Below are 17,610 nucleotides of genomic sequence, written 5' to 3' on the forward strand. Positions count from 1 at the left end.
CCTGTGCGGTATGCGTACAGTACAAGTATAAATTATCCCGGAGAATTTGCCAAGACCTAATAATTGGGATTATGCCTGACGCCGGCCGAATCTGCTGAACAGATACGGATAGAGGACGAGTACCCATAAGACGAGCACAAAATACTCAGCCATTTTAACGAGGATGGAAGTCCCGAATAGAAGGGAAAAGCCTTCCTTAATGACAAGCGCAAGCAGGAGCCCGGCGATGAGCTTCGCGGCCTGGCTGCTGAGATGGCCTGTGCGGGTGCTGAACTTAAGGCGGGTCCGCTCTATATAGTATCCGAGAGCGAATCCAAGGCCGGCTCCGGCGGCTTTGCAGCAGTCCGCCGCATATTTCATATCAATCGTGCCCCTGCTTTTCAATACAAGTGCATAGGCGGCAACGGCGATGGATATGGCTGCCAGCACACCTGCAATCATCTTCACATGCTGCGTTCCGTCCAGAAATAATCTTTGAAAATGCCAGATTATGCTGGAGACGGCTATGGATAGGAGCATGGACACGATGACATCCTTTGGCGTATGGACGCCCAGGTACATTCTGGAGAAGCCGATCAGCATAAATGCAAGTACGCAGGATACTTTGACCCAGACTCTCTTTGCCTTAAGTGCAAGAGGGAAGAACAGACAGGTGGCTCCCTGCGTGTGCCCGCTCGGAAAAGAATATCCCGTGGCACCGGGGATGGCACTTTCCACGGCTTTGAACTGGGGATCGAGCACCCACGGCCTCGGAACGCGGAACGTGATTTTCAGGCTCTGAACGAGAAGGCCCGCCGTGAAGTAGGTGAAGCCGAGCATATAAGCAAAGCGCTTATCCGCGCACCAGTAAAGGGCGCAGATAACCGCTATGATGATGATTTCCTGTCCAAAATAAGTGATAAACTGCATCAGCCTGTCGAGGAAGGGTGTCCGTATACCTTCCAGAAACGTTAAAAATGCCATTATTTTATTCCTCTTTTTCTCATTTTCGGATCTAAAATCTTCTTACGTATTCTGAGATTCTCAGGAGTGACCTCCAGAAGCTCATCGGTATCGATGAAGTCGAGGGCTTCCTCCAGGCTCAGAATCTTCGGCGATGTCAGACGAAGCGCTTCATCCGCTCCGGAAGAGCGGGTGTTGGTCAGATGCTTCATCCGGCAGACGTTAAGCTCGATGTCTTCCGCCTTGCCGTTCTGTCCGATGACCATACCGGAATATACCTTTTCACCGGGACCGATGAAGAGCGTCCCCCGCTCCTGGGCACTGTAAAGCCCGTAGGTGACGGATTCTCCTGTCTCGAACGCGATGAGCGAGCCCTGCTTTCTATACTGGATATCGCCTTTATACGGCGCATACCCGTCGAAGGACGTATTCAATATGCCGTTGCCCTTCGTATCGGTAAGGAATTCGCCACGGTAGCCGATAAGGCCGCGTGCGGGGATGGAGAATTCCAGGCGGGTGTAGCCTCCGTTTGACGTTCCCATGCCTCGCAGCTCCCCTTTCCTCTGGCCGAGCTTTTCGATGACGACGCCGGTAAATTCATCCGGTACATCAATATATGCGGCTTCCATCGGTTCTAATAACTTGCCGTTCTCCTCTTTTTTATACAGGACCTCCGCTTTGCTCACTGCAAACTCATAGCCCTCGCGGCGCATATTCTCGATAAGGACTGACAGGTGAAGCTCGCCGCGCCCGGATACCTTGAAGCTGTCCGTGCTGTCGGACTCTTCCACGCGAAGGCTTACATCCGTGTTCAGCTCTTTGTATAGCCTGTCTCTGAGATGGCGGGATGTCACGTACTTGCCTTCCTGGCCTGCAAATGGGCTGTCGTTTACGATAAACTGCATGGCGATAGTCGGTTCGGATATCTTCTGGAATGGAATTGCCTGCGGATTATCCGGCGAACAGAGCGTGTCTCCGATCGATATGTTTGAGATGCCGGAGATAGCCACGATAGAGCCTATGGTAGCCTCTTTTACATCCACCTTGTCCAGCCCGTCAAACTCATATAGTTTGCTGATGCGTACCTTCTCTTTCCGTTCCGGGTCATGGGCATTGACGACGACCATGTCCTGGTTGACGCTGATTGTACCATTGTCTACTTTGCCGACTCCAATCCGTCCCACATACTCATTGTAGTCGATCGTGCTGATCAGCACCTGGGTATCTGCATCCGGATCACCTTCCGGTGCAGGAATATAGTCCAGTATCGTCTCGAAGAGGGGAAGCATGTTCTGCGGGCTGTCGTCCAGTTCTACGAGTGCATATCCCGCCTTGGCGGAAGCATAGACGAACGGACAGTCAAGCTGCTCGTCATCTGCGTCCAGGTCGATGAACAGCTCGAGCACTTCATCGATGACTTCCTCCGGGCGCGCCTCCGGACGGTCAATCTTATTGATACATACGATAACCGGAAGCTTTAATTCCAGCGCCTTTCTAAGTACGAACTTCGTCTGAGGCATGGCACCTTCGAAGGCGTCTACTACGAGGACGACACCATTTACCATCTTCAGCACACGTTCCACCTCGCCGCCGAAGTCGGCATGTCCGGGCGTGTCGATGATATTGATCTTCGTCCCTTTATAATAGACGGCGGTATTCTTTGAAAGGATGGTAATTCCACGTTCCCGCTCGATGTCATTCGAGTCCATGACACGCTCTTCTACTTCCTGATTTTCCCGGAACACACCACTTTGTTTCAGCAACTCATCTACCAGAGTTGTCTTGCCATGATCGACATGGGCGATAATGGCTATATTACGTACATCTTCTCGTTTTGTCTTCATAAATAATTCCCTTTTCCTATACGATTTCTACCTATTTATTATATACAACTTTATTAGTTTACCACATTTTGAAGAATTTACAAGTACTCAATCACTTATAGAAAGAATCAATAATCATAAAAAATAAAAAATAGTTCTAAATCAGAATCTCTCTTCATAGACTAAATAGTGACCGTGAAATACGATTCAGAGGAAGGGAGATTGTAAAATTATGTCAGATAAGATTATTGAAAACAACCAGGTAACTATTATGGGAGAGGTAGCAGGAGGATTCACATTCAGCCATGAAGTATTCGGTGAAGGATTCTACATGGTGGATGTGCTCGTAAAGCGCCTCAGCAACTCGGAGGACCGGATTCCGCTCATGATATCAGAACGTCTCATCGACGTGACCCAGGACTATACCGGGGAATTTGTCATGGCAAGCGGACAGTTCCGCTCTTATAACAGACACGATGAACAAAAGAACAGGCTTGTGCTATCCGTATTCGTAAGAGAAGTGTCTTTTATAGAGGAAGAACTGGACGGTGCGAAGACGAACAGCATCTTCCTGGATGGTTACATATGTAAGCTGCCGGTGTACAGAAAGACTCCGCTTGGAAGAGAGATCGCAGACCTCCTGCTGGCGGTGAACAGGCCGTACGGCAAGTCAGATTACATACCATGCATATGCTGGGGCAGGAATGCCAGGTTCGCGTCTACTTTTGAGGTGGGAGAGCACGTGCAGGTCAACGGCAGGATCCAGAGCAGGGAATATGTGAAAAAGCTTTCTGAGACAGAGACTCAGAAACGCATCGCCTACGAGGTGTCGGTCAGCAAATTAGAATGTGTAGACGAATAGGAGCATTCAAGCCGGACAAGAGACTTTCATTGACATATTTTAGTATTAATGATAAAATTTTTATGAATCTTAATAATACATATTGGTGAAGGTCAGGAGGTTTAATATGGCTATATTTAAAGGTGCCGGGGTGGCGGTTGTCACACCGTTCAATGAAGACGGAAGCATCAATTATGATAGACTGGATGAGTTAATTGACTATCACTGTAACAACGGTACAGATAGTATTATAATATGTGGTACTACCGGGGAATCAGCCACGATGACAGAGGAAGAGCATCTGGAGTGCGTGAAGTTCGCGATAGAACGCACAAAGGGCAGGATTCCGGTCATTGCGGGGACGGGCTCCAACTGTACGAGGACAGCGGTAGATATGTCAAAAGATGCAGCCTGTTATGGGGCGGACGGCCTGCTTCTTGTGACGCCTTATTACAACAAGGCTACGCAGGCGGGGCTTATCGCTCATTACAAGGCAGTTGCGGAGGCTGTATCGGGGACACCGATTATTATGTACAGCGTTGCCAGCAGGACGGGATGCAATATCGAGCCGGCCACAGTGGCAGCATTAGTGAAAGAGACAGATAACATCGTGGGCATTAAAGAAGCGTCGGGAAACATATCTCAGATTGCCAAGATCATGTGTGCAACAGACGGCAACATCGACCTGTATTCCGGCAATGACGACCAGATCGTGCCGCTCATGTCACTGGGGGGGATAGGTGTCATCTCGGTACTGTCCAATATCGCCCCACAGCAGACACACGATATCTGTGAGAGATATTTAAGCGGGGACGTTCAGGAAAGCGCGAGGCTTCAGCTGAAAGCAATTCCGCTTGCCGCCGAGCTGTTCAGCGAAGTGAACCCGATTCCGGTGAAGCGGGCGATGAAGCTTATGGGAATGGACTGCGGTCCGGTCCGTATGCCGCTCACGGAGCTTACGCCAGAACACGAGAAGACGCTGGCACAGGCGATGAAGGATTATGGAATCAAAGTAGTTCAGTAAACATAGATAGTAAATGAATGTGAAAAGGATATCATATGTTGAGTTTGCATGACAGATATGATATCCTTTTTTTAATAGTAAGTAAAGGAGATTATAAGATGGTCAGAGCGATAATGCACGGGTGCAACGGCAGGATGGGCCAGGTGATTACAGGACTTGTCCGTGAAGATGAAGGGATTGAAATTGTTGCGGGAATTGATGCATATACCGGGAGGGAAAATGCGTATCCTGTATTCGAGAGCATAGATAGCTGCGATGTGGAGGCAGATGTGGTCATCGACTTTTCCAACGCAGGGGCGACGGACGCGCTGCTTGACTACTGCACCGGCCGGAAGGTGCCGGTCGTGCTCTGTACGACAGGGCTGTCCCAAGAACAGCTTGCGAAGGTGGAAGAAGCGTCTAAGAAGGTAGCGGTGCTCAAATCCGCCAACATGTCTCTGGGCATCAACCTGCTTCTGAAGCTCGTAAAGGATGCGGCAAAGGTTCTTGCAGGCGCCGGTTTTGACGTAGAACTGGTGGAGCGGCACCACAACCAGAAGGTTGACGCTCCGAGTGGGACAGCCATAGCGCTTGCTGATTCTATCAATGAGGCGATGGACGATACGTATACATATGTATACGACAGAAGCCAGGTGCGTAAGAAGAGAGAGAAGAACGAACTTGGGATTTCGGCAGTGAGGGGTGGTTCGATAGTAGGTGACCACGAGATTATCTTTGCCGGCGCAGATGAGGTCGTAGAGTTCAGACATACGGCATACTCCAAAACCATATTTGGCAAAGGCGCGGTAGAAGCCGCCAAGTACCTGGCAGGGAAGCCGGCGGGCCGGTACGATATGTCGGACGTAGTTGTGCTGTAAGGCAGACGGGAGGCGTTATGAAAGAGTTAGAAGAAAGGTATCTGGAAAGGCTTTCGGAACTTTATCCAACCATTGCAAAAGCGTCGACGGAAATTATCAACCTGCAGGCTATCTTGAATCTTCCGAAGGGGACGGAGCATTTTCTGACGGATATCCACGGGGAATATGAGGCGTTTTCCCATGTGCTTAAGAACGGCTCTGGTTCCGTGCGCCGCAAAATTGATGATGTGTTCGGGAATACCATGAGTAGCAGAGATAAGCAGTCTTTTGCTACTCTTATTTATTACCCCGCAGAAAAGATGGAGCGGGTTAAAAAGGAAGAGAGCAACATGGAGGACTGGTACCGGATTACGCTGTACCGTCTCATCGAAGTGTGCAAGCGGGCTGCCAGCAAGTATACACGTTCCAAGGTGCGCAAAGCGCTGCCTCAGGATTTTGCCTATGTCATTGAGGAGCTGATTACGGAGAAGGCGGAAGTGACGGACAAGGAATCTTATTACAATGCAATTGTAAATACGATTATCAGGACGGGCAGGGCCGAGAAGTTTATCGTTGCCATGAGCGAGCTGATACAGAGGCTAACCGTGGATCATCTGCATATCGTCGGGGACATCTATGACCGGGGCCCGGGTCCGCATATCATCATGGACAAACTGATGGACCACCATTCGGTCGACATCCAGTGGGGCAACCATGACGTGCTCTGGATGGGGGCGGCGGCAGGTCAGAGAGGATGCATAGCAAATGTAATCCGCATCTGTGCGAGGTACGGCAATCTGGATATATTGGAAGACGGATATGGAATCAATCTTCTGCCGCTGGCCACATTTGCCCTGAACACATATGAGGACGATGCGTGCGAGTGCTTTAAGCTGAAAGGGGAGCCGAATTATAACCCGAACGAGCTGCTGATGGATATCAAGATGCACAAGGCGATATCTATCATCCAGTTCAAGGTAGAAGGACAGATCGTGAAAAAAAATCCGGGATTCAAGATGGAGGACAGGAACCTTCTGCATCATATCGACTATGATAAGGGAACGATAGAGATAGAAGGCAAGACTTATGAAATGCTCGATAAAAACTTCCCGACCATCGACCCGAAGCGGCCATATGCGCTGACGAAGGAAGAGGAAGATATCATGGAACGGCTTGAACAGGCGTTCCTGCACTGCGAAAAGCTGCAGCGGCACATGCGGTTCCTGCTGAACAAAGGCAGCCTTTATAAAGTGTATAACAACAATCTGCTGTACCATGGCTGCGTACCGCTGAACGAAGACGGCACGCCAAAGCCGGTCCGTATCTTTGGAAGGTCATACAAGGGCAGAAGCCTGTATGAAGTGCTGGAGAGTTATGTGAGAAAAGGGTTCTACGCGCTGGACGAAAAAGAAAAAGAGCGGGGCAGGGATATCATGTGGTATATCTGGCTGCACGAGAATTCCCCGCTGTTCGGCAAGGATAAGATGGCAACCTTCGAGCGGTATTTCCTGGCAGACAAGGAGACGCATAGGGAGAAAAAGAATCCGTATTATTCGATGCTGCAGGATGAGAAAGTGGTAGACCGGATACTGGCAGAGTTCGGCCTCCCTCCGGAAGGCACGCATATCATCAACGGTCATGTGCCCGTTAAGTCAAAGGACGGAGAGAACCCGGTAAAATGCGGGGGAAAAGTACTTGTCATAGACGGAGGGTTTTCCAGAGCCTATCAGAAGGAGACCGGAATAGCCGGATACACGCTGATCTACAACTCATATGGCTTGATTCTCGTGGCCCATGAGCCGTTTGAGTCCACGGACGCGGCGATTGAAAAAGAAAGCGACATCCATTCGGACAGTACGATTGTCAAAAGAGTCGTACAGCGCAAGATTGTCGGCGACACCGATGTAGGCAAGGAGCTGAAAGAACAGATAGCGGATCTGGAAGTGCTGCTGGAGGCATACAGAAGCGGCCGCATCGCTGAAAGAATGTAAAAAAATCCCATCTGCCCTGATGCATATATTTCTATGAACTGCAAATATTACTAGCAACAAGTAATACTTGATTTAATATGAATATACATGAAAGGGAGATTATAACATGAAACAGTTCAAGAAATTATTCGTTATGCTTATGTGCGTAGGCGTAATCATGGGTGTAACAGCATGCGGGAGCGATAAAGACGCGGCAGATAACGGAGCTACTAACAACTCTACGACAGAAAACAATACAGGTGACGCCAATGACACGAACACGAATGACGCGACAGACGGAACTCGTGATGAAGGCGTTGCAGACGAAATCGGAGACGACGTAAAAGATGGCGCGGACGATATCGTGGACGGTCTGGACGGTGACGATGACCGTGACAAGAACACGACAGATAAGAACGCCAACGATAAAGATGTAAAAGGTAACGCGTCAGAGAACAAAGCAGACGACAGCGGCAAGTAAGAAGCTGTATACCAATATGATATGCCAGGGGCGGACCGCCGAAGAGGGGGTCCGCCCCTGGCGTATATATAGGGACAGGCGAAGCGCCGAATCGGTAAAAAACTTTGTTTCCGCCGTGAATTATGATATAATTAAAAATTATAAATACATACCAAAGGAGATACATAATAATGGCGAAAGAATTACTGATGGGTAATGAAGCGATAGGCCTTGGGGCCATCCGCGCCGGCGTAAATCTCGTGTCGGGCTATCCTGGGACGCCGTCTACGGAGATTCTGGAGACCGTCGCAAGACATAACGACGGCGGCAGGATTCATGTGGAGTGGTCCGTCAATGAAAAGGCCGCGCTTGAGGTGGCGGCAGGTGGAGCATACGCAGGGGCGCGGACGATGGTTACGATGAAGCAGGTAGGGCTCAATGTTGCGTCTGATCCGCTTATGAGCCTTGCATATGTCGGTGTAAAGGGGGGGATGGTCATCGTGGCGGCGGACGATCCCGGGCCCATATCCTCACAGACGGAACAAGACACCAGATGCTTTGCGGCATTTGCCAAGCTGCCGGTATTCGATCCGTCATCTCCGGAGGAAGCATACGAGATGGTAGGAGAAGCCTTCGCATATTCAGAGAAATATGGCACTCCTGTCCTGCTGCGTCCAACGACGCGTGTCTGTCACGGCTGTGCCACGGTGGATGTCGATGAAACTGCGGCAGAGATCAAACCGGAAGGGTTTGTCAAGGATACGGGACGATGGGTCATATTTCCCCGCCTGTCCTACCAGAACCATAGGAAGATTGAGGAGAGGAATGCAGAACTGTCAGACTTGTTTTCGGCTTATAAATACAACACGGTAGAGGGAAAGGACGGCCTGAAAAAAGGCGTGGCGGCAGGTGGCATAAGCTATGCCTATGCGAAGGAATCGCTGCCCGGGGAAGTAAAGCTTTTGAAGATCGGCACGCCGCATCCTTTTCCCGAAACGCTGGCCGTGGAGTTTATGAGGGGGCTTGAGGAAGTGCTCGTCCTTGAGGAGCTGGACCCTGTCATTGAAAAAGAGCTGCTGCGAATTGCAGGCAAGTACCACCTTCCGGTAACGATTAGAGGCAAGCTCACCCATGATACGAAAAATGCCGGGGAAAACAGCGTTGAAAGCGTGAGAGGGGATCTGGGAAGGTTCCTGCCTGAATACGAGGAACTGGCGGCAGGAGATGCGGACGGGGCGGAAGAAGCACCAACGCTTCCTGTCAGGCCTCCCGTCCTCTGTGCGGGATGCCCGCACCGCGCGTCCTTCTATGCGGTCAAGCAGGCGGCGAAAGGACGCAAGGCTGTGTTCTCAGGAGATATCGGCTGTTATACGCTGGGCAATTCAAAGCCGTTAGATATGGTAGACACGTGCCTGTGCATGGGAGCGGATGTGACGATTGCACAGGGACTGCATATCATAGAGCCTGACGCAGTAAACTTTGCATTTATCGGAGACTCTACCTTCTTTGCCTCCGGGATAACCGGCGTGGTAAATGCGGTATATAACCAGACAGACATCATCCTTGTCGTCCTGGATAATTCCACTACGGCCATGACGGGCCATCAGCCGCACCCGGGGACTGGAAAGACGATGATGGGCGATGTGGTTTCTAAGATCAGTATCGAAAAGATTCTGGAGGCAGTCGGCGTAGGCCGGATCGTTAATGCGGATCCGCTTCATCTGGCGGATGCAGCCGGCGCGGTGAAGGAAGTGATGGATGAAAAGGGAGTGCGGGCGGTCATCTTCAAGTCTCCGTGCATCGCGGTCACGAAACCGGCAGCACGGTATGAGGTGAAGGATGAAACGTGTACGCTGTGCCGGCAGTGTATCCGTGAGCTCGGCTGTCCGGCAATTGTCAGGGCGGACGGGAAGATATCGATAGAGCCGTCTCTTTGCACCGGCTGCGGCCTCTGTGCCCAGGTGTGCAAGTTCCAGGCGATACAGGAGGTGGAGTAAGATGAATAAGAATTGTCTGCTTTGCGGTGTCGGAGGACAGGGCGTCGTCCTTGCCTCCAAACTGATTGCGTATGCAGCTATGGATAAAGGGTATGACGTGCGGACGACCGAGACGATCGGCATGGCGCAGAGGGGGGGCTCTGTCGTGAGCCATGTGCGTATGGGAAAGCACATCCATTCTCCGCTCATACCGTTTGGGAGCGCGGATGTCATCCTGGCGTTTGAGCCGGCGGAAGCCGTGAGGAATCTTCCTTACCTGAGGGAAGGCGGCTTGGTCATCGTCAATGAGAAGGCGGTGAAGCCGGTGACGGCCACATTGAGTGACAGCGGTTATGACGGGGTAGAGATGCTGAATCACCTGAAAGAGCATGTCAGCCGACTCTGTATCGTGGACGGTACGAAGCTGTGCAATGAAGCCGGCTCGGCAAAAGTGCTCAACGTGGCGCTTCTCGGCGTGGCTGCCGGAAGCGGGGCACTGGAGGTCACTCTGGATGACATGGAAGCGGAGCTGAAGAAACGTGTAAAACCGCAGTATGTTGATATGAATATGAAAGCGCTGTCTCTCGGAGCAGGGGCGGTACAGTAAGATAGAATACATCGAAGGCCGGAATACCGGAGAAAGGGTTTTAGAAATGCAGATGACAGAATTACAGTTCAGGCTCATTAAGGAGAACCTGAAATTATTGACCTCCAAGCCGTGCTTTTATAAAGATAAGCTGGACGGAATCGACATCGGGGAGATACAGTCTCAGGAAGACTTTGAAAAGCTTCCGTTCACATGGAAGGGAGACCTGCGGGAGGCATATCCTCTTGGCCTTCAGGCAGTGCCGGACGAGGAAATCGTAAGGATCCACTCTTCTTCAGGGACGACGGGAACGCCCATAATCATCCCATATACGCAGAAGGATGTGGACGACTGGGCGAAGATGTTTGCCAGATGTTACGAGATGGCGGGTATCACGGCGCTGGACCGCATACATATCACGCCCGGATACGGGCTGTGGACGGCAGGCATCGGCTTCCAGCTCGGCGCGGAATGGCTCGGAGCCATGACGATTCCGATGGGACCCGGCAATACGGATAAGCAGCTCCGTATGATGCGTGATATGAAGTCTACCGTCCTCTGCGCTACTTCCTCATATGCGCTGCTTCTGGCGGAAGAGATTGCAAAAAGAGATATGACAGACAAGATATACCTTAAGAAGGGCGTCATCGGTTCCGAACGGTGGGGCGCGAAGATGAGAAAGCGGATTGCCGATGAGCTCGGCGTGCAGCTCTATGACATATACGGGCTTACGGAAGTGTACGGTCCCGGCATCGCCATGAGCTGCGACTGTGAGTGCGGCATGCATTACTGGGATGATTATGTATATTTTGAGATTGTGGATCCGAAGACCGGTAAGAATGTTCCGGACGGGGAGATAGGAGAGCTCGTCATCACGACGCTGCGCAAGCAGGGGGCGCCGCTCATCCGCTATAGAACCCATGACCTGACGAGGTTCATACCGGGAGACTGTCCGTGCGGCTCCAGATATCCGAGAATCGATACGCTGATCGGACGTACGGACGACATGGTGAAGGTGAAAGGTGTGAATATCTTCCCGAGCCAGATCGAGGATATGCTCAAAGGCGTAAAGGAGGCATCCAGCGAGTATCAGTTTATGCTTGACCATCTGAACGGCAAAGACGTGTGTACGCTGTTCGTGGAAGTGAATCCGGGCGTGGAGCTCAAAGAGGCTGCCAAGGTGATTCAGAAGGAATTTAAAGAGAAGATAGGTATCACTACGAACGTGAAGCCGGTGGCAATCGGCGACCTTCCGCGCAGCGAGAAGAAGTCGACGAGAATATTTGACAACCGGTATTAGGAGGATGAGATGCGTTTTCGACCATGTATCGATATACATAACGGAACAGTAAAGCAGATTATAGGAGGAAGCCTGACTGACGAGCAGGACAGTGCCAAGGAGAACTTCTCCTCCGCATGCGGCGCGGCGCATTATGCAAGGCTGTATCAGAGAGACGGGCTTAAGGGGGGCCATGTCATACTCCTGAACCCCGTGTCGTCTGAGCATTACGATGCGACCCGGGCACAGGCGCTGGAAGCTCTGTCCGCTTATCCGGACGGTCTGCAGATCGGAGGAGGCATCACGGCGAAGAACGCAGAGGATTATATCACGCACGGAGCGAGCCATGTCATCGCTACGTCTTATGTATTCCGGGACGGTGCAGTGCGGTGGGAGCATCTCCGGGAACTGGAGCGTGCGGCAGGCAGGGAACATCTGGTCATTGATCTGAGCTGCCGGAGGAAGGACGGGGCATATTATATTGTGACAGACCGGTGGCAGAAGTTCACGGACGTGGAGCTGACGCCCTGTATTCTGGACGAGATAGCCGGGTACTGCGATGAATTTCTTGTGCATGGAGTGGACGTGGAAGGCCGTGCTTCCGGTATGGAGGAAGGGCTTGTGCGTATGCTTGGAAGGTGGAAGGGAATTCCGGTGACATATGCGGGCGGCATCGGCAGCCTTGAAGATCTGGAACATTTCCGGAAGGTGTCGGGCGGGGGCGTGGACTTTACAATTGGAAGCGCCCTGGATCTGTTCGGCGGAACTGTGCCGTATGACACGGTAAAACAATACAGATGACGAGTAAATTAACAAGTAAATTAACAGTTTGTGAACTCTTTATAAACAGGTTGAATTGGAGTTTGTATAGTGCTAGAATGAGGGATAGAGTAAATTTACGGACAAGGAGTAAACACGCAGTATGGGTTTAATACAGAAAATATTTGGAACGCACAGCGAGAATGAGCTGAAGAGAATCTATCCGATAGCAGACGCTATCGAGGCTCTGGAGCCTGAGATACAAAAGCTTACAGACAGCGAGCTGAAAGATAAGACGCGGGAATTCAAAGAGAGGCTGAAGGAAGGTAAGACGCTTGACGACATACTTCCGGAGGCTTTTGCCGTTGTCAGGGAAGCTGCGGTCAGGACGCTTGGAATGAAGCACTACAGGGTGCAGCTCATCGGCGGCATCATTCTGCATCAGGGGCGTATCGCAGAGATGAAGACCGGTGAAGGCAAGACGCTCGTGTCGACACTGCCTGCATACCTGAATGCTCTGACCGGGGACGGCGTGCACATTGTCACGGTCAATGACTACCTGGCGAAGCGTGACGCTGAATGGATGGGACAGGTGCACGAATTCCTCGGGCTCAAGGTCGGCGTCGTGCTCAACAGCATGGATAATGATGAGCGCCGGGACGCGTATAACTGCGACATCACCTATGTGACGAACAATGAGCTTGGATTTGATTATCTGAGGGACAATATGGTCATCTACAAGGAGCAGCTCGTACAGAGAGGGCTTAAGTTTGCCATTATCGATGAGGTTGACTCCGTATTGATTGACGAGGCAAGGACTCCGCTTATCATATCAGGACAGAGCGGGAAATCCACGAAGCTGTATGAAGCCTGTGATATTCTGGCACGCCAGCTGGAGCGCGGAGAAGCGAGCGGCGAGTTCTCTAAGATGAACGCTATCATGGGAGAGGACATCGAGGAGTCGGGAGACTTCATCGTCAATGAAAAGGAGAAGAATATCAACCTTACCGAAGACGGTGTGAAGAAAGTAGAGAAGTTTTTCCATATCGAGAATCTGGCAGATCCGGAGAACCTGGAGATTCAGCACAATATTATTCTGGCGCTGCGGGCGCATAACCTGATGTTCCGGGATCAGGATTACGTCGTGAAGGAAGACCAGGTATTGATCGTAGATGAATTTACCGGCCGTATCATGCCGGGCCGCCGTTATTCTGACGGACTTCATCAGGCCATCGAGGCGAAGGAGCACGTCAAGGTCAAAAGAGAGAGCAAGACGCTGGCGACCATTACGTTCCAGAACCTGTTCAACAAGTTTGACAAGAAATCAGGTATGACAGGTACTGCGCTCACGGAAGAAAAAGAGTTCCGCGATATATATGGCATGGACGTCGTGGAGATCCCTACGAATGTGGAAGTACAGAGGATGGATCTGGAAGATGCCGTGTACAAGACGCAGAAGGAGAAGTTCCGGGCCGTGTGCGATGAGATAGAAGCGGCACACGCCAAACATCAGCCTGTGCTCGTCGGCACGATTACGATCGAGACATCGGAACTTTTGAGCAGTATGTTGAAAAAACGGGGTATCCCTCACAATGTGCTGAACGCGAAGTACCATGAACAGGAGGCGGAAATCGTCGCACAGGCCGGTATCCATGACGCCGTGACGATAGCCACCAACATGGCGGGACGTGGTACGGACATCAAGCTGGACGACGAGGCAAGGGCAGCCGGCGGCTTGAAGATTATCGGTACGGAGCGGCATGAGGCGAGACGTATCGACAATCAGCTGCGCGGACGTTCCGGTCGTCAGGGCGATCCAGGCGAGTCCAGATTCTATATCTCTCTGGAGGACGATTTGATGCGTCTGTTCGGTTCGGAAAGGCTGATGAACGTATTTACGACGCTTGGCGTGGAAGACGGAGAGCAGATAGAGCACAAGATGCTGTCCAACGCCATCGAGAAGGCGCAGCAGAAGATTGAGAGCAACAACTTCGGTATCCGTAAGAATCTGCTCGAATATGACCAGGTCATGAATGAGCAGAGAGAGATTATATATGAAGAGAGACGCCGCGTCCTGGACGGAGAAAATATGCGTGACTCCATCTTCCACATGATCAACGATTATGTGGAGAACGTGGTGGATATGATAGTCTCTCCGGACGACGAACCGGAAGACTGGAACCTTCAGGAACTGAATATGACGATTCATAATGTGGTTCCGATGGAGCCTGTCACGGAAGACGACATCAAGGATATAAGCCAGAAGGAATTAAAGCATATGCTCAAAGAGCGCGCGGCGAAGTCTTATGAGCTGAAAGAGACGGAATTTCCGGAACCGGAGCACCTGCGTGAAGTGGAGCGTGTCGTGCTGCTGAAGGTAATCGATGCGAAGTGGATGGACCACATCGACGATATGGATCAGCTGCGCCAGGGAATCGGCCTGCAGGCATATGGACAGAGAGATCCGAAAGTCGAGTACAAGATGCTTGGATATGACATGTTCGGAGCCATGACAAAAAGTATTACCGAAGATACGATACGTACCTTGTTCCATGTGAGAATCGAACAGAAGGTAGAGCGGGAGCAGGTGGCCAAGGTGACCGGCACGAACAAGGACGAGAGTGCGGCTCGCGGGCCGAAACGGCGCGCTGAGAAGAAGGTATATCCGAACGATCCGTGCCCGTGCGGAAGCGGCAAGAAATATAAGCAGTGCTGCGGGCGGAAGTAAGAGAAGAAAGATTATGATAGAAAGAGGTGACAGCGTGGTTGAATTAGATGCATTTAAAAGTATTATGAATGCTTATGAAGAACCTCTTGCCGAGATGAGGGATTCACTTTGACGTCTCTGGCAAAGAGAAACGGATTGAAGAACTGGAGAGGAAGATAGAAGAGCCGGCCTTCTGGGACAGACCGGAAGAGTCGCAGCAGGTGATGAAGGAGCTGAAAGACCTGCAGGAGCTCGTGAAGACGATTCATACATTGTATGGCGGATATGAGGATATCAATCTGCTCATCGAGATGTCTTACGAGGAAAACGATGCCTCTGCAGTAAAAGAAATAGAAACAGAGATTCATAATTTTGAAGAACGGTTCGAGGAGCTGCGGATCAGGACGCTTCTTTCTGGCGAGTATGATGCGTGCAACGCGATTGTAACGATTCATGCCGGCGCCGGAGGGACGGAGTCGTGTGACTGGGCGGGCATGCTATACCGTATGTACAGCCGTTTTGCAGAGCGCAGAGGTTATGCCGTGGAAGTGCTTGACTATCTGGATGGCGATATCACAGGCATCAAGACGGTCACATTCGAGGTCAGGGGCGAGAATGCTTACGGGTACCTGAAGTCAGAAAAAGGAGTGCACCGGCTCGTACGGATCTCTCCGTTCAATGCGGCGGGCAAGCGGCAGACTTCCTTCGCTTCTTGTGATGTCGTCCCGGACATTGAGGATGAGATTGACATCGAGATTGCGGACGAGGAGCTTAAGATAGACACATACAGGGCCAGCGGCGCGGGCGGACAGCATGTCAACAAGACGTCCTCCGCCATCCGCATCACCCATCTGCCGACGGGTATCGTCGTCCAGTGCCAGAATGAACGTTCCCAGCATTTTAACAAGGAAAAGGCGATGCAGATGCTGAAAGTCAAGCTGCAGCTTCTGAAGGAGCAGGAACAGGCGGAAAAGGTGTCGGACATAAGGGGAGAGGTAAAAGAGATTGGTTTTGGCAACCAGATACGCTCTTATGTCATGCAGCCATACACTATGGTGAAGGATCACCGCACCAGCGAGGAATGCAGTAATGTTACAGCAGTGCTGGACGGGAGCATCGATATGTTTATCAACGCATATCTGAAGCAGTCGGCCGGCAGCTAAAGGGAGGAATATATGGTAAATATAGCAGTTATGGGTTATGGAACCGTCGGTTCCGGTGTCGTGGAAGTCGTCAATACGAACGGCGCCCGCATCAACCAGAGGATCGGCGACGAGCTGAATATAAAGTATGTGCTGGATTTGAAAGAGTTTCCTGGGGATCCGGTACAGGATAAGATCGTCCATGATTTCGAGACGATTGTCCATGATGATGATATCAAGATCGTCGTGGAGGTCATGGGAGGAATCGAGCCCGCGTATACCTTTGTAAAGCGGTGCCTTCAGGCGGGTAAGAGCGTTGCCACGTCAAACAAGGCGCTTGTTGCAAAGCATGGCGCGGAACTTCTGTCCATTGCGAAGGACCAGGGCATCAACTTTCTCTTTGAGGCGAGCGTGGGAGGAGGCATTCCGATTATCCGTCCTCTGAACTCCTCGCTGACGGCAGATGAGATTGAGGAGATTACAGGCATCCTCAACGGTACGACGAACTATATGATGACGAAGATGTTCTATGAGGGAGCAGATTACGATGAAGTGCTGAAGGAAGCACAGGCGAACGGATTTGCGGAGCGCAACCCGGAAGCGGACGTGGAAGGTTATGACGCGTGCAGGAAGATAGCAATCCTGTCATCGCTTATCTCAGGGCAGCAGGTTGATTTTGAAGATATCTATTGTGAAGGCATCACGGAGATTACGGCAGAGGATATGAAATATGCAAAAGCGATGGGGACGACGATTAAGCTTCTTGCATCCAGCAAACGGAGGGGCAACCGCCTGCATGCAATCGTGGCTCCTTGCATGCTCTATCCGGGGCATCCGCTCTATAACGTGAACGGAGTGTTCAATGCCATCTTCGTGCACGGCAACGTGCTCGGCGATGCGATGTTCTACGGCAGCGGTGCAGGCAAGCTTCCGACTGCCAGTGCGGTGGTGGCCGATGTGGTGGACGCCGCAAAGCATCTGAACCGCAATATCATGACGATGTGGAAGCAGGATAAGCTTAAGCTGGAAGACAAGGCAGACGCAAAACGGCGCTTCTTCATCCGCATGAAGGGAGACGACCGGGATATGCTCGATGACCTCAAAGACTCCTTTGGTGATATAGAGATCATTCATGCAGACGGACTCGACGGTGAATTTGGGTTTATTACCCCTGTCATGATGGAAGGTGATTACGATACGAGGGCAAGAATATATAAAGATGAGATACTGCATATGATACGTATTCAAGAATAGGACTGGCAGGG

At 51.2% G+C, this 17,610-nt stretch carries 14 protein-coding genes; 12 read left to right on the forward strand and 2 right to left on the reverse strand.

The window, feature by feature from the left end:
- Nucleotides 1-69: 69 nt before the first annotated feature.
- Together HMPREF0980_RS01615 and typA are read right to left on the reverse strand one after the other, a co-directional pair.
- Entirely contained in the window at nt 70-963 is an 894-nt protein-coding gene (locus tag HMPREF0980_RS01615) for a phosphatase PAP2 family protein (RefSeq protein ID WP_049727414.1), read from the reverse strand.
- Nucleotides 963-2,786: a translational GTPase TypA gene (gene typA, locus HMPREF0980_RS01620; protein WP_049727415.1), complete on the reverse strand. Its 1,824-nt coding sequence runs from the start codon at nt 2,784-2,786 to the stop codon at nt 963-965. The genes HMPREF0980_RS01615 and typA overlap by 1 nt, the downstream gene beginning before the upstream one ends.
- 211 nt (nt 2,787-2,997) lie before the next feature.
- On the opposite strand from typA, the gene HMPREF0980_RS01625 reads away from it, so the two are divergent.
- From HMPREF0980_RS01625 to HMPREF0980_RS01680, 12 genes are all read left to right on the forward strand, one after another.
- Nucleotides 2,998-3,627 carry a single-stranded DNA-binding protein gene (locus tag HMPREF0980_RS01625; RefSeq protein ID WP_049727416.1) on the forward strand — a complete coding sequence of 210 codons (630 nt, stop codon included), beginning with the start codon at nt 2,998-3,000 and terminating at the stop codon, nt 3,625-3,627.
- A 106-nt stretch (nt 3,628-3,733) separates the two neighbouring features.
- Nucleotides 3,734-4,630, forward strand: a complete 897-nt coding sequence (gene dapA, locus HMPREF0980_RS01630; protein ID WP_049727417.1) for a 4-hydroxy-tetrahydrodipicolinate synthase — start codon at nt 3,734-3,736, stop codon at nt 4,628-4,630.
- A gap of 98 nt (nt 4,631-4,728) precedes the next feature.
- Nucleotides 4,729-5,487, forward strand: coding sequence for a 4-hydroxy-tetrahydrodipicolinate reductase (gene dapB / locus HMPREF0980_RS01635; protein ID WP_049727418.1), 759 nt, complete (start codon nt 4,729-4,731; stop codon nt 5,485-5,487).
- A gap of 17 nt (nt 5,488-5,504) precedes the next feature.
- Complete coding sequence (locus HMPREF0980_RS01640; protein WP_049727419.1) at nt 5,505-7,457, forward strand: fructose-bisphosphatase class III; 1,953 nt, start codon at nt 5,505-5,507, stop codon at nt 7,455-7,457.
- A gap of 106 nt (nt 7,458-7,563) precedes the next feature.
- Entirely contained in the window at nt 7,564-7,917 is a 354-nt protein-coding gene (locus HMPREF0980_RS01645; protein ID WP_049727420.1) for a hypothetical protein, read from the forward strand.
- Between the two features lie 170 nt (nt 7,918-8,087).
- Nucleotides 8,088-9,893 (forward strand): indolepyruvate ferredoxin oxidoreductase subunit alpha, encoded by a 1,806-nt coding sequence (iorA, locus tag HMPREF0980_RS01650; protein WP_049727421.1) that lies wholly within the window; start codon nt 8,088-8,090, stop codon nt 9,891-9,893.
- A gap of 1 nt (nt 9,894) precedes the next feature.
- Complete coding sequence (locus tag HMPREF0980_RS01655; RefSeq protein WP_049727422.1) at nt 9,895-10,479, forward strand: indolepyruvate oxidoreductase subunit beta; 585 nt, start codon at nt 9,895-9,897, stop codon at nt 10,477-10,479.
- Between the two features lie 46 nt (nt 10,480-10,525).
- Nucleotides 10,526-11,758 (forward strand): phenylacetate--CoA ligase family protein, encoded by a 1,233-nt coding sequence (locus HMPREF0980_RS01660; protein ID WP_049727423.1) that lies wholly within the window; start codon nt 10,526-10,528, stop codon nt 11,756-11,758.
- A 9-nt stretch (nt 11,759-11,767) separates the two neighbouring features.
- Nucleotides 11,768-12,538 (forward strand): phosphoribosylformimino-5-aminoimidazole carboxamide ribotide isomerase, encoded by a 771-nt coding sequence (hisA, locus tag HMPREF0980_RS01665; protein WP_049727424.1) that lies wholly within the window; start codon nt 11,768-11,770, stop codon nt 12,536-12,538.
- 121 nt (nt 12,539-12,659) lie between these two features.
- A complete protein-coding gene (gene secA, locus HMPREF0980_RS01670; protein ID WP_049727425.1) occupies nt 12,660-15,224 on the forward strand; it encodes a preprotein translocase subunit SecA in 2,565 nt (854 codons plus the stop codon).
- 34 nt (nt 15,225-15,258) lie between these two features.
- Nucleotides 15,259-16,366, forward strand: a protein-coding gene (gene prfB / locus HMPREF0980_RS01675) for a peptide chain release factor 2 (protein WP_198146185.1) whose coding sequence is annotated in 2 segments (ribosomal slippage) — nt 15,259-15,321 and nt 15,323-16,366 — 1,107 coding nt in all. Because the reading frame shifts where the segments join, the coding sequence is not laid out codon by codon here.
- 12 nt (nt 16,367-16,378) lie between these two features.
- Nucleotides 16,379-17,599: a homoserine dehydrogenase gene (locus HMPREF0980_RS01680; RefSeq protein ID WP_049727427.1), complete on the forward strand. Its 1,221-nt coding sequence runs from the start codon at nt 16,379-16,381 to the stop codon at nt 17,597-17,599.
- Nucleotides 17,600-17,610: the final 11 nt, after the last annotated feature.

It is taken from the genome of Dorea sp. D27 (assembly GCF_001185345.1).
GTDB lineage: Bacteria > Bacillota > Clostridia > Lachnospirales > Lachnospiraceae > Extibacter.